The sequence below is a fragment of the Sediminibacillus terrae genome (genome assembly GCF_009602435.1).
GTDB classification, from domain to species: Bacteria; Bacillota; Bacilli; order Bacillales; family Amphibacillaceae; genus Sediminibacillus; species Sediminibacillus terrae.
In genome coordinates, this window is sequence record NZ_VZDQ01000025.1 from 92191 (window position 1) to 106173 (window position 13983).

A 13983-nucleotide genomic window follows, 5' to 3' on the forward strand; every position below is an offset into this window, starting at 1 on the left:
TTTAATCTCATTCTTAAACGTAACGTTTAAAACACAGATAGAATAGGTGCTTTCACCTCTTTTAATTATGTATATAATATACTCAGGGAATGGGCGGCATGATGTAACATTAGAAAGCGATAAGGGCTTGCCAGTCGCGACCCGCATAAGCAGATTGCCGCAAACTGACTTGTTCTCTGGTCATTGAAGGTGAACTGCTTATGACGCGAGCGACTAGCCCTTGTAGCTGGACTGCCCGTCCAACCCATTGATATATAAGGATTTTGTAGCATTTTGAAATAATATTGAGACTCCTCATTAGTTGATTAAACTAATGAGGAGTCTCTTTTTTCGGCTTTTTTGGTTAAGTGAAGATACATATTTTTAATTTTGCCTTTCGAAATTATCAGAAAATAATCTTGATTATACCCATTGGAAAATCTATACCATAGCTTTTAACACTAAGCTTACAAAAAGTGTACTAAAGATAACAGATTGTTTACCATTCGAACACTTCTGAAGATAAAAAGATATAAAACCATATAATAATTCAGTACAATATAAAGATTGGATCATAAGATCAGTCTTCAGCAGATAGGTCAGATTATCTATTGTATTGTGTAGTAGACCAATATACTACGCAACAAATAATTACGGGTAAGAACTTACCTTATAGTGAAAAGGTTGTTCTATAAGTATTAGTTTTCTGGCCAAACTGTGGGATTTTAAAAATAGTTAAGCGAAGAAAAATAGAATAGAAGCTCTTGAATTTTCTAGAGCTTCTTTATTCGAGGTTACTCAAGTTTTGATAGGAACTATCCTCTAGTTTTTTGCAATTTTTGAGTATTGTGTTCTATTGATAATGATGCCCACAATGCACGATGAATCATTATAGTTTTCTCGAGCAATATTTCGTCGTCACCCCTGTGTGCAAAACGCACTTTTTCTCCTGTATTCCCTAACAATCCAACTCTATATGCATATGATAAAATTTCTCCTATCTTATGCCTTTCTAAGAGAACATCAACTTCAGAATACATTTCTCTAATACTTTCAGCATGTTTTCTAATATTGTTAAAAGTAAAAGGGTTCTTTATTCCATAAATCATTCTTTTGATTCCTGAAATCTCCCTTTCGTTATAAATCGCTCTTAACTCCTCAGATAGTTCAACCCAACTTTCCGTGGAATAATGTTTCCTGACATCATCAAAGACTTGGTGTGTAAACTTAGTGGCTTTTGGATGTTGTTTTTGTGCAAGATTGAGTAATCGTATAACATCTCGAGGTCTGTACCATGTTAAATGAAGTATATATCTTGGAGTTTCTTCATTTTGAATTTTAGTTGGGAAATATCTATTCCAAATTGCTTCATAAGAATCATCAAGGTTCAAATCATGAATTTTTTCAGACGCTAAAATCCTCTTTAAGATTATTTGTAATATAGGATGATTAGAGATATTCCCTCCCGACTGGTGCCATACAATCGGAGTCCCGAAATCGGAGATAATTTTATTGATTTCTTTACCAGACGATTCAACTGCAGTTAAAACTTCTGATCTAATGGCACTTATTATATATATATTATATCTTTTCTTTCTACACTTAATGTTAAAGTCGTTAATAGCGATAATTAAATCTCTAATCAATTTTTTATCTCTTATGTATTGCTTTGTAACTCCCAATGTTAACTCTAATTCATCTAAAAAAATAAATAATTTTTCATTGGAAGAAACCAAACGTTCAAACAGATTATCTGCTTGTTTTACTAAGCTAGAAAAACTAACCTTAGTTTGATTATTATCCTCCCAGTCAAACTCCAATCCTAATGTTCCCGAAACACCGTCTAGTCCTGCATTTAATTCAACATTTCCCCTTTTTAATTTGGGGAATAGTTTTTTGATTCCAGACTCCTCATCTCCAAGTTTAGGGGCCTTAATACAAGTAGAATACCTTTTCCAATTCTTATCATTTTCAAAGATAGTTAGATTTCTACTTTCAATTACTTCTACAATTTGACGATGTATAAACCATCTCCATACATCTTCATAATCATTGTCAGTAGTATCCATCTTTTCTGAGTTATTATTAGCAACAACTGTTCTTGCTGCTTTTGAAAAATCTTTTCTATCTTGTTCTTTAATATCACTTTTGAATAAGACAAATGAAGTTTGGGCATTCAATTCATTTTCTACATTTATGGCCATATATCTGAGCAACGCTGTTTTACCAGTACCTTTTAAACCAGTAACAAAGAATTTTCTCCCATCAAAATAATCATTAAGTATAATATTCTCCGGCATAAAAAAAGAATCTTTAAACCTTATGCGTTCATCCTCAGTATTACTTAGTAACTCATGCTTTGCATCTATATTGCCCAAATATAAATCAGAAAGCTGTAATTTTATTTCCATATAGACTCCCTCCGTTATATATAATTATTCTACATAAAGTAAAAATCTCCTTTATTTTTCCATACTCAGGCAAACGGGTAGGTTTTTCTCATATCGAGTTATAGTTGGGATGTTATTGATGGGTAAGTAAGACAAAAAATCAACCAGATATATTTACTGCACAGCTCATCAAACTCTGTAATAGAAAACGATAAAACCGTATGACTAATTCCTTGATATAAAAAGGAGGATTAGTGGACAATTTTTTAGCTTCATTTAGAATAGCAAAATGCTAGCATTCTTAAAGATGTTACAGCCAACCATATCAATACCAGCTTCAATCAATAATAAAGTGTAGTGTGGATATAATTTATATGTCATAAACCGCTTTTATAATCGGACTGTACTGCAATGCGTAAAGCTGGAAAAAGGCAACACTAAAGTAGAAGCGACTCAGTCATTCTTCAAAAAGAGAACGCCACTTCAGCTTAAAGGAGAAGCCTCGAAGAGATGGAGACGGTATATCCTAAGTTTCTAGTTTATGGATTGAATGGCTGACAATTGTTACTTGTACTTCCATGTCAAAGTATTTTTTATCTGCATCCAGGAAAATTTCCTTTTGGATAATATGCGATCCCGAATTTTAGTGCGAGTAGTTCGCCATCTGCAAACAAGTTTAATTAGAGAATGAAAAAGAGCTACCGCTCGTCTTTTTAAATTAATTTTATGGGTTAGGATAAATTTAAAGTTCTGTTAACAATTTTAGATTGACATGACTAAGTTGCATGATACCTTAAGAATATATAAAACTATTTCGAGGTGAATAATTTGAGCAATATATTTACCATGTGTTTTGTTGAAAACAATAGTCAATTGCTTTTACAAAAACGAGTAAAGAAACCGTTTAAGGGATTATGGAACGCACCTGGCGGGAAAGTAGAGACATATGAATCTCCCATAGAAGCATGTAAAAGAGAAATCCAAGAGGAAACAGGTCTAGACATAGATAATGTAAATTTTAGAGGGATTTTAACAGTGACGAATGAGAACCAAAAAAGTAGTGATGTGCTAATGTTATTTCACACTAAAGAATTTTCAGGGAGCCTATGTGGCTCTGAGGAAGGCGAGATAGATTGGGTAGAAACAGAGAAAATATATTCCTATGATAATACTCCAGAAAGTTTTACATACCTTTTACCCTATATACTTGAAACAGATAGTACGTTAACAGGAAAAATGATATACAGTAGAAAAAAGTTGGAATTATTTGATATTAATGTATAATTTGATAGAAATTCCTAATTAGGAAGGAATTAACTCAAATTTTGCCGAATACTCTATTATAAAAAATGTAGGGGGCTAAATCATTATGGGTAGTTCGGGCGTTGGTAATTTTGGAAATTATCCAGGAAATACTGATCCAACCAGAGACATGTGTCGTATGGAAAGAAAAAACGTAGGGATTGAGGAAGTTGGAAGGTCAGAATATTTAAATGTACATGGAGATGTTCCAGCGTTAATGGAACCGGTCTTATTGAGCGACCAATTAAAAAATGGGCGCTTGGTTATATTGGCTGAAACAACCGGTGAAGAAATCGGTTTTTTACCTAGTAAGTACAGTAGCTTGCTAGCGTGTATGAGAAAAGGATTTAGTTACAGAGGGCATGTAGTTTATAGTGCTTTAAGACCTATTCCAAAAGTGGAGGTGGATTTAAATGCACATGAATGAACCACAAAAACGTTTTTTGATTCTTGGTGAGGTATTTACTGATGTGCATTTAGACATTTCGCAATCACCATTAAGGCTTGGTGGTATATTCCATAGTGCAAGAGCTTTTAGTGCCATTAATTGTGATTATGCTTTAGCCGCTATAGCACCTAGATATTTATATGAAAATGTTCAAAAATTTGGGAATGAATTGAATGCACAACAAACTTTTATTGTGGGCGAAATAAACGGGGCTCCAAACATCATGAACATTCAAGAATCTGCAGAGAATGGAGACCAAGGTTATAATGATATATTAAGGGGGGAGGCTGAAGTCGCGGTTTACCATCAGCAACTAATCCAAATTATTGAAGAGTACAAACCATCAGATATATTAATTTATCCAGGCAAATACAGTATTGAACATACTTTTCCTGCGTTCGAAAATTTTAATGGGAATCTACACATTGATGTTCAATATGGGATTAAGTCCCTTGAAAAAATGATTTCATATAATTTCAAGTTTAGTACAATCATTCTTTCAACTTCATCAACATTGTTTGAACAATACAACTTCTCAGTGACAAATTTAGTCGGCTCTACGCTAGGGGCAAACACAAATTCTTTTTTACTAAAAGAAAATAGAGGTGGTTCAACTTATTACGATACAAAAGAACAAACATGGCAAGAAGCACCAGCGTTTAAAACTGAGACAGTCCACTCAGTTGGGGTTGGTGATTGTTTTAATGCCGTTTTTTTATCTCAACAAGGTCAAAGAACAAACGGATTAGCATTAAAAATTGCTTCCTATATTGCAATGCTTTATGCCAGTACTTTTGTTTTTGAGGAATTTAAGGATCTAATTTTAAATTTAAATTTTAATGATATTGAAAAACTTCCTGCGAAAAGATTATCGTGGGGGGAAAGGGAAAAGCATCATATCTATATAGCAGGTCCTGATTTTCCAGATATTGATACCAGATTAATTGAAGAATTGCATGATAACTTAAAATATCACAACTTTATTCCACACAGGCCTGTGGTTGAAAATGGCATAATTACTGGTAGTGAACCAGAGGAGCAACAACAGGTAGCATTTCAAAAAGATATAGCTTTGCTTGAAAAGTCTTCTGTTTTGATCGCGGTAATATTAAATGATGATCCTGGAACCTATGTAGAGATAGGTTACATGGCTAAAAGCGGTAAACCTGTAATTGTATTTGATCCCTATAAACAAGTTAGAAATCTGTTCCTCAAGAAATCTGCAGATTTTATTGTGCACTCCATGAATGAGTTGATTGACACAGTGTTTAGTGTATTGGGAAAAAAAGACTTTGATCCGATTGAAAAGTATGACGCACTCCTACTTGCTTCCGGGGGATTAGATTCAACTGTCTTAGCATATAAATTACTAGCAGAAGGTAAAAAAATAATGCCTGTCTTCCTCAGGTATGGTCAGCATTTTGCGGACACCGAATTTAATACATTATTAGATGTTTTGCCGCCAAAATTGCTATCTCATATAAAAGTGATTAACATAGAGGACATATTTAAAGGTTCAAAGTCAAGAATGATAAAAGAACCCAATTTATGGTTAGATGAGGTCAGTGCCGACGACTTATATCTACCTTATAGGAACCTATTATTTTTATCAATTGCTTCATCAGTCGCACAGACAATGGGAATAGGGGAAGTTTATTCAGCGTTTATTAATTCTAACCATGCTAAAGAAATAGATTGTTCAAAGGAGTTTTTTGATAAATTATCTGGAATGCTTTCCGAATATGGAACTGTACAAATAGAAATGCCTTTTAGAGACTTTTCCAAAGCAGATGTCATTAAGCTGGGGATCGATTTAGATGTTCCAATTGCACACACATATTCTTGCCAAGCAAATAGTACAACCCCATGTGGCGTTTGCCCAAATTGTGTGGATAGGCTTGCTGGCTTTGAATCTTTTCAAGAAACTAATATAAACTCTGGTCGTTGAAACGGGTGTTTTTAACATTTTTCTAATTGTTTAATGGTACGAAGACTGAGGGCTTACATGCAATATTTGTATTGTATGGAAAAAAACAATACGAAAATAGAAGAGTAACTCCGTACAAGTTTTTGACTTTGGCCCAACAAGTTCAAGAGAAGTAAAAGACAAAGCCGAGTCAATCAACAAAATTTTCAAAAAAATACTTTGACATCATTTATGTAAGCGATTACAATAATGGTAGTTCTTTAGATATTAGAAGAGAGTGATCGAACTTGCTTTTACAGGTTGACCGAAGAATTGGCAAGCAGGCGATGTTGTTGGTATTAAATGAACAATTTGAAAACGATCCTGAGTTTAATAAGCAAATTGAGCGTCAAAAGTGGCAGTTTTGTACAGGGAAAGTAGGTTCGATGGATTCACATAAGGTCGTTGCAGCTATCGAAACAGCGGCGAAAAGAAACGGTATTATCAAGGCCGATCTTTACAGGGAATTGCACGCTTTGTACCATGCGATCATCGAAGCGCTTCACGGTGTGACCCGCGGGCAAGTCCAGTTGGGTACAATATTACGGACGGTCGGGTTAAGATTCGCGCTTGTGCGGGGAAACCCGTACGACAACGAAGAAGAAGGCGAATGGTTGGCCATTGCGCTTTATGGAACGATTGGTGCTCCTGTCAAGGGATTGGAGCACGAAACCATTGGATTGGGAATCAATCACATATAATGTAGCCCATAGATATTAGCCAATAGGGGGCTGTACCGAAGAAATCAAATTTTCTTCGGTACAGCCCCTTTTTATATCCACTTTATTACTGTAAAGGAAAGGAGCATACAATGATTACATTGGAAGGACATTCATTAACGTTAGATGATGTCAAACAAGTTTTGTACGATCAGGAAAAAGTGCAGGCTTCAAAAGAGAGCTGGAAATGTGTCAGCAAAAGCCGCCAAGCAGTAGAGAATGTAGTCAACGAAGGAAAAACCGTATACGGAATCAACACCGGATTCGGAAAGATGAGTGACGTGTTAATCGAAAAAGGAGATGTCGAAGAACTGCAATTGAATTTGATTCGCAGCCATGCCTGCGGTGTCGGCGAACCGTTTTCCGAAATCGTCAGCCGTGCCATGGTATTGCTTAGGGCGAATGCGCTTCTGAAGGGATATTCGGGTGTAAGAAAACAACTGATAGAAAAACTGTTAGCTTTACTGAATGAGCATGTTCATCCCGTTGTTCCCCAACAAGGTTCACTTGGAGCCAGCGGTGACCTTGCTCCTCTTTCACACTTGGCATTGGTTTTAATCGGGGAAGGGGAAGTGTTTTATAAAGGTGAGAGAATGCCGACAATGAAAGCTTTTGGCACTGTCGGACTTACGCCGATTACATTAACCGCGAAAGAAGGCCTGGCTCTGATTAATGGTACGCAAGCCATGACAGCGGTGGGAGTCGTTTCTTATTTGGAAGCGGAAAAACTCGCACTGCAAACCGAAGCGGCTGCTTCCATGACGATGGAAGGGTTACGCGGGATCATTGATGCGTTTGACGAAGATATCCATTTCGCAAGAGGGTACCCGGAACAAGTTGACGTGGCAGCACGGATGCGTCGATATCTAGATGGAAGCAATCTTATTACCAGGCAAGGGGAAATCCGGGTCCAGGATGCTTATTCACTACGCTGTATTCCTCAGGTACATGGCGCAACATGGCAAACCCTTAACTATGTAAAGGATAAGCTCGAAATCGAAATCAATGCGGCCACAGACAATCCACTCATTTTTGAAGGCGGCCAGAAAATCATCTCAGGCGGCAATTTTCACGGCCAGCCGATTGCATTGGCCATGGACTTTTTAGGGATTGCAGTTGCCGAGCTTGCCAACATTTCGGAACGCCGTATTGAACGGCTAGTCAATCCCCAGTTAAACGATTTGCCGGCGTTTTTAAGCGCTAAGCCGGGGCTGGAATCTGGAGCGATGATCATGCAATACAGCGCGGCTTCCCTCGTGTCTGAAAACAAAACACTTGCACATCCAGCCAGCGTCGACTCGATTCCGTCATCAGCTAACCAGGAAGACCACGTCAGCATGGGAACGATCGCGGCCAGACACGCTATGCAAATCATTGCCAATACAAGAAGAGTTGTAGCGATTGAAATGATCTGTGCATTACAGGCTTCAGAGTTTCGGGGTGTCCAACACATGGCCCCACGAACACAGAGGATATACCGGAAAGGGCGCGAGATTGTCCAATCCATAACAAAGGACCGTGCCTTTTCAAAAGATATTGAGTCTGTTGCATTATGGATGAAACAAGGAAATTGGGATTCGATTTTACATCCAGTAAGTGAAGAAAAACAATTCATATAAAGGGAGAGATGGTCATGGCAGAGGTAAAAACAAACATTCGTGCACCAAGGGGGACCACATTAAATACGAAGGGGTGGATTCAGGAGGCCGCTTATCGGATGCTGATGAACAATCTCGATCCGGAAGTGGCTGAAAAGCCTGAAGAACTTGTGGTATATGGCGGGATTGGAAAAGCGGCCCGCAACTGGGAAAGCTATCATAAAATTGTCGAAACGTTAAGGACGCTTGAAAATGATGAAACGATGCTAGTCCAATCCGGAAAACCAGTTGCCGTATTCAAATCACATACCGATGCGCCGCGTGTATTGCTTGCCAACTCAAATATTGTTCCTGCGTGGGCAAACTGGGAAACGTTCCGCGACCTTGAAAAAAAAGGCTTAATGATGTACGGCCAAATGACGGCCGGGAGCTGGATTTATATCGGCTCACAAGGTATTTTACAAGGAACATATGAAACGTTTGCGGAAGCAGCACGCCAGCATTTTAACGGCTCACTTAAAGGGACGTTGACGGTTACAGCAGGTCTCGGTGGCATGGGTGGAGCTCAGCCTCTTTCTGTCACGATGAATGAAGGGGTGGTCATTGCCATTGAATGTGATAAAAAGCGGATTCAGCGCCGGATTGATACGAAATATTGTGACTTGATGGTAGAGTCTTTGAGCGAAGCGCTCACGATGGCGAAGGAAGCAATGCATGAAGGCAAACCCCTGTCGATCGGCCTTCTCGGCAATGCCGCTGAAATTTTGCCAGAACTCGTTCGTCGCGGTGAAGTTCCGGATCTTGTGACAGATCAAACCTCTGCACACGATCCGTTAAACGGTTACTTGCCGGCAGGGATGTCCCTTAGTGAAGGCGAAGAGCTTCGAAAAGCCAATCCTGACGAATACTTGAAAAGAGCGAAATCAAGCATTAAAGACCACGTTCAGGCGATGCTTGAGTTGCAAAAGGCGGGTGCTGTTACGTTTGATTACGGGAACAACATTCGGCAAGAAGCGTATAACGAAGGTCTCAAAAGTGCGTTCGATTTTCCTGGGTTCGTCCCGGCATTTATTCGCCCGCAGTTTTGTGAAGGAAAAGGTCCGTTCCGCTGGGTTGCGCTTTCGGGTGATCCAGAAGATATTTATAAAACAGATGAAGTGATATTAAGAGAGTTTGCCGATAACGAACACCTATGCAAGTGGATCAAAATGGCAAGGGAGCAGGTATCTTTCCAGGGACTTCCTTCCAGAATCTGCTGGCTCGGTTATGGAGAAAGAGCAAAGTTTGGAAAAATCATTAATGAAATGGTCGCATCTGGTGAAATTTCAGCACCGATCGTCATAGGCCGCGATCATCTTGACTGTGGTTCGGTTGCATCACCGAATCGAGAAACAGAAGGGATGAAGGACGGCAGTGACGCTATTGCCGACTGGCCGATCTTAAATGCTATGATCAACAGTGTAAACGGGGCCAGCTGGGTGTCCGTCCACCACGGCGGCGGTGTCGGAATGGGGTATTCAATGCATGCGGGCATGGTTATAGTTGCCGATGGGACAGAAGAAGCGGCGAAACGTTTGGAACGAGTCCTCACCTCAGACCCGGGTATGGGTATTGCCCGCCATGTTGATGCCGGTTACGATCTTGCGATTCAAACCGCGAAAGAAAAAGGTGTTCATTTACCAATGATGGAATAGACATGACGGGAGTGCAGACAGTCCAGAATACTGTCTGCTTCCCATTATCTTTTACAGGGAGTGGAGAAGAGTGACACAAGAAGCAGATATACTGTTATATCAAATTGGTCAACTGTTAACGATGGATGGCAGCGAGGGGCCGGTGAAAGGCCAAAATATGAGCAAACTCGATGTTTTAGAGGACGGTGCAGTCGCTATCAAAGACGGCAAGGTCATTGCTGTTGGAAAAACAGATGACTTAAAACACATCGAGGCAAAAGAAAAAATTGACTGCCAAAGAAAATTAGTGACACCAGGACTCGTCGAGCCGCACACACATCTCGTATTCGGCGGATCACGTGAGCACGAAATGGCGTTGAAACAACAAGGCGTGCCATATCTTGATATTTTAAAACAGGGCGGAGGCATTCTTTCAACCGTCCAATCGACACGTGAAACGCCGGAGGAAGAGCTGCTCGAAAAAGCAAGATTTCATCTCAACCGGATGATGAGCTATGGAATTACAACCATGGAAGCGAAAAGCGGATACGGGCTTGATTATGAAACGGAAATGAAACAAATGCGGGTTGCGAAACAACTTCAGGAGGAGCACAAACTTGATGTGGTTTTGACCTTCCTGGGCGCCCATGCGATACCTGAAGATTATAAAGACGACCCTGATACGTTTTTAAATGAAATGATAGCAATGCTTCCCGAAATCAAAGAAAAAAACCTTGCCGAATTTGTTGATATCTTCTGTGAAACGGGTGTTTTCAGTGTGGAGCAGTCCCGTGAGTATTTACAAAAAGCAAAAGAATCCGGGTTCGAGGTTAAAATTCATGCCGATGAAATTAATCCTCTCGGGGGAGCGGAAATGGCTGCGCAAGTCGGGGCGGTTTCAGCTGATCACCTCGTCGGCACAAGCGATAAAGGCATCCAAATGCTTGCGGAAAACAACGTGATTGCTACATTGCTTCCCGGAACTTCGTTTTATCTTGGGAAAGAAAAGCACGCAAGAGCGAGAGACATGATTGAAGCAGGTGTGTCGGTTGCACTTTCAACCGATTTCAATCCGGGTAGTTCCGTAACCGAAAACTTGCAATTCATTATGAATTTGGCTGCCTTAAACCTGAAAATGACTCCGGAAGAAATTTGGCATGCGGTAACAGTGAATGCGGCTCATGCAATCGGCCGCGGGGATCAAGCAGGAATAATTGCTGTGGGCCGAGCTGCGGACATCGTCATCTGGGATGCGTCAAACTACTTGTATATTCCATATCACTATGGAGTGAATCATGTTAACACTGTATGGAAAAACGGTGAAAAAGTGTTTGAAAGAGGTGGTTGGCATGGCTGACATCCCCTATTTATGCCCTGCGGGAAAAGCGACTTTCAAAGATAGCGAAGTGACAAAGGCGCACGAACTCATCGTGCCATGGAATGGGGAAAAAGTGAAAGGCTTTGGTGTTCTTGGTGCCCCGCTTTCCAAGCCGTCTATCAGTCATTCTGGTGCGGCGAGTGCACCCGGGGCCATCCGTTCCGCTTTTTCTTCCTACACCACATATGCCATTGAGGACAATGTGGATCTGAAGTCTATCCAATTACATGATTTTGGCGACGTGAACATGCACGTGACGGACCTGATTAAATCCCAGCAACGCATTGAAGATGCATTTTATGAAGTATTCCGATCACAGACAGAAATGACTCCGATCATTTTCGGAGGTGACCATTCGATAAGCTCCCCGAGTATCAAAGCTTTTTCCAAAGCAAGGGGAACAGTCGGCGTTATTCAATTCGATGCCCATCATGATTTGCGGAATTTAATAGATGGGGGGCCTTCCAACGGTACGCCTTTCCGAAATCTAATAGAGTCCGGTACGTTAAAAGGAGAAAATCTCGTCCAAATCGGCATCCGTAGCTTTTCAAATAGCCGCGAATACCATGATTACGGGAAGGACCACGGTGTATCCATTTATACGATGAAGGATGTGCGACAGCGCAACATCACTGATATTTTACGAGAAAGCGTAAATCGTTTGAAAGAAAAAGTCGATGTGATCTATGTTTCCGTTGATATGGATGTATTGGACCAGGCGTTTGCTCCCGGGTGCCCCGCAATCGGCCCAGGAGGCATGGACAGCGAAACGCTTCTGGAGGCGGTGCATTATCTTGGAGGTGAAAAATCTGTACGTGCCATCGATATTGTTGAAATTGATCCGACGATTGACTTTCGTAACATGACAAGCCGGATTGCAGCGCATGTGGTATTACAATTTCTGAATAGAAGTCATAAGGGGGAAGGTTAATGGAATGGGTTGTTATTATTTCAGTTCTTGTTCTCATCGCATTAAGTTTAATGCGGGTGAATGTCATATTTGCCATTATTGTAGCTGCTGAGACAGCCGGACTGCTGACCGGTCTCTCCTTGACAGAGACAACGAATCTCATGATTTCCGGCATGGGCGGGTTGGCCGATACCGCATTAAGCTATATTTTGTTGGGGATTTTCGCTGTAATGATCGGTTTTTCCGGGATCGTCGGTTTTTTGGTGAAAAGACTTGTAAAACTAATAAGCGGAAAACGTTCGATCCTTTTACTAGTGATTGCCGGAGCAGCATGTTTATCTCAGAATGTCGTACCAGTCCATATTGCGTTTATTCCAATACTTATTCCACCGTTGTTGCATCTGTTTGACAAGATGAAGGTGGACCGACGCGGTGTGGCAGCGGCGTTGACTTTTGGTCTGAAAGCACCTTATTTGACGATACCAGCTGGTTTTGGGTTGATTTTTCAGGGAATCATCGTAAGTGAAATGTCTGCTAATGGCATGGACGTAGCACTTTCAACTGTTACAAAAGCGATGATCCTTCCGGGTGTTGGTATGGTTGCCGGTTTACTATTTGCCATATTTATTACCTACAGAAAAGACAGGGAACTTAGTGCAATAAGTGATTCCCCGTTAGCAGAAGGGGAGATTGCTGCGTCGGTGGAACACGAACAACTTGTGTTTTCAAAACATCATTTCCTTACATTAATAGCTATTGCCGCCGCCCTCGTTGTTCAATTGATTACCGAGTCTCTGGTTTTGGGGGCGCTCACAGGAATTGTTTTCATGTTCGCCCTCGTTGTCGTTCCGTTTAGAGACGGGGATCGTTTTGTGAACGAAGGTATTCATATGATGGGGATGATTGCATTTGTCATGCTGATTGCTTCAGGTTATGCAAAGGTCTTGACAGATACAGGCGCAATCAAAGCACTTGTTACTTCAGCCTCCCAGTTTCTGGGCACCAGTCATCTTGTTATTGCGGTGGTGATGTTGCTTGTTGGGCTATTGGTAACGATAGGGATCGGCTCTTCCTTCGGCACCATTCCGATTATTGCAGCGCTGTTCGTGCCGATTTGTTTGGAAGTCGGTTTTTCACCGATGGCTACTGCGGCTTTGATTGGAACGGCTGCAGGATTGGGAGATGCAGGCTCGCCGGCTTCCGATAGTACGTTAGGTCCCACCTCTGGGTTGAATGCGGATGGAAAACACCACCATATATGGGATACATGTGTACCGACATTCATGCATTACAACACCCCTCTGTTTATTTTTGGTGTGCTGGCTGCTGTGGTGCTATAACGAAATCCCACTAGATCAAGTCCTTCCGTCTATTTGCTTGATTTGCATCCGGACTGTTTATTCCGTTCGATGAAGAAACTGGACATTACGCCTCCATTCACAAGGGGTCGGTTCCATGAAGCCAACAAACATTCTAAACAGGTTTGTTGGCTTTTTTCATACAATAATTCTTTTCATGCTAAAAAAGCAAAGAAGATAAGGTATGTCAGAAAGCAAGCCTGATGTAAACCGTGCATAACCTAAAGCGATAAGATAATTACGACAACGTTTCACAAAACTC

General features: G+C 40.7%; 10 protein-coding genes. 9 read left to right on the top strand and 1 reads right to left on the bottom strand.

What is annotated here, in order from left to right:
* Positions 1-794 precede the first annotated feature (794 nt).
* Positions 795-2390, bottom strand: coding sequence for a P-loop ATPase, Sll1717 family (locus F6X55_RS13895; RefSeq protein WP_153464250.1), 1596 nt, complete (start codon positions 2388-2390; stop codon positions 795-797).
* An 807-nt stretch (positions 2391-3197) separates the two neighbouring features.
* Between F6X55_RS13895 and F6X55_RS13900 the strand changes: the two genes are divergently transcribed.
* From F6X55_RS13900 to F6X55_RS13940, 9 genes are all read left to right on the top strand, one after another.
* Positions 3198-3653, top strand: a complete 456-nt coding sequence (locus F6X55_RS13900) for an NUDIX hydrolase (RefSeq protein WP_153464252.1) — start codon at positions 3198-3200, stop codon at positions 3651-3653.
* Between the two features lie 85 nt (positions 3654-3738).
* The gene (locus F6X55_RS13905; RefSeq protein ID WP_153464254.1) at positions 3739-4098 is read left to right on the top strand and encodes a hypothetical protein; all 360 of its coding nucleotides are present in this window, start codon (positions 3739-3741) and stop codon (positions 4096-4098) included.
* Positions 4091-6067, top strand: coding sequence for a 7-cyano-7-deazaguanine synthase (locus F6X55_RS13910; protein ID WP_161993088.1), 1977 nt, complete (start codon positions 4091-4093; stop codon positions 6065-6067). The genes F6X55_RS13905 and F6X55_RS13910 overlap by 8 nt, the downstream gene beginning before the upstream one ends.
* A 266-nt stretch (positions 6068-6333) precedes the next feature.
* Entirely contained in the window at positions 6334-6786 is a 453-nt protein-coding gene (hutP, locus tag F6X55_RS13915; RefSeq protein WP_153464258.1) for a hut operon transcriptional regulator HutP, read from the top strand.
* 110 nt (positions 6787-6896) lie between these two features.
* Entirely contained in the window at positions 6897-8423 is a 1527-nt protein-coding gene (hutH, locus tag F6X55_RS13920) for a histidine ammonia-lyase (protein WP_153464260.1), read from the top strand.
* 14 nt (positions 8424-8437) lie between these two features.
* Positions 8438-10096 carry a urocanate hydratase gene (gene hutU, locus F6X55_RS13925; protein WP_153464263.1) on the top strand — a complete coding sequence of 553 codons (1659 nt, stop codon included), beginning with the start codon at positions 8438-8440 and terminating at the stop codon, positions 10094-10096.
* Positions 10097-10217: 121 nt separating this feature from the next.
* Positions 10218-11432 carry an imidazolonepropionase gene (gene hutI, locus F6X55_RS13930; RefSeq protein ID WP_237648689.1) on the top strand — a complete coding sequence of 405 codons (1215 nt, stop codon included), beginning with the start codon at positions 10218-10220 and terminating at the stop codon, positions 11430-11432.
* Positions 11425-12384 carry a formimidoylglutamase gene (gene hutG / locus F6X55_RS13935; protein ID WP_153464268.1) on the top strand — a complete coding sequence of 320 codons (960 nt, stop codon included), beginning with the start codon at positions 11425-11427 and terminating at the stop codon, positions 12382-12384. The genes hutI and hutG overlap by 8 nt, the downstream gene beginning before the upstream one ends.
* Positions 12384-13703, top strand: a complete 1320-nt coding sequence (locus F6X55_RS13940; protein ID WP_153464270.1) for a Na+/H+ antiporter family protein — start codon at positions 12384-12386, stop codon at positions 13701-13703. The genes hutG and F6X55_RS13940 overlap by 1 nt, the downstream gene beginning before the upstream one ends.
* Positions 13704-13983 lie beyond the last annotated feature (280 nt).

Coding starts and splice junctions, on each gene's coding strand:
- hutG (WP_153464268.1), top strand. CDS start 11,425: ATGGCTGACATCCCCTATTTATGCCCTGCGGGAAAAGCGACTTTCAAA.
- hutI (WP_237648689.1), top strand. CDS start 10,218: ATGGATGGCAGCGAGGGGCCGGTGAAAGGCCAAAATATGAGCAAACTC.
- F6X55_RS13895 (WP_153464250.1), bottom strand. CDS start 2,390: ATGGAAATAAAATTACAGCTTTCTGATTTATATTTGGGCAATATAGAT.
- F6X55_RS13905 (WP_153464254.1), top strand. CDS start 3,739: ATGGGTAGTTCGGGCGTTGGTAATTTTGGAAATTATCCAGGAAATACT.
- F6X55_RS13910 (WP_161993088.1), top strand. CDS start 4,091: ATGAATGAACCACAAAAACGTTTTTTGATTCTTGGTGAGGTATTTACT.
- F6X55_RS13940 (WP_153464270.1), top strand. CDS start 12,384: ATGGAATGGGTTGTTATTATTTCAGTTCTTGTTCTCATCGCATTAAGT.
- hutH (WP_153464260.1), top strand. CDS start 6,897: ATGATTACATTGGAAGGACATTCATTAACGTTAGATGATGTCAAACAA.
- hutU (WP_153464263.1), top strand. CDS start 8,438: ATGGCAGAGGTAAAAACAAACATTCGTGCACCAAGGGGGACCACATTA.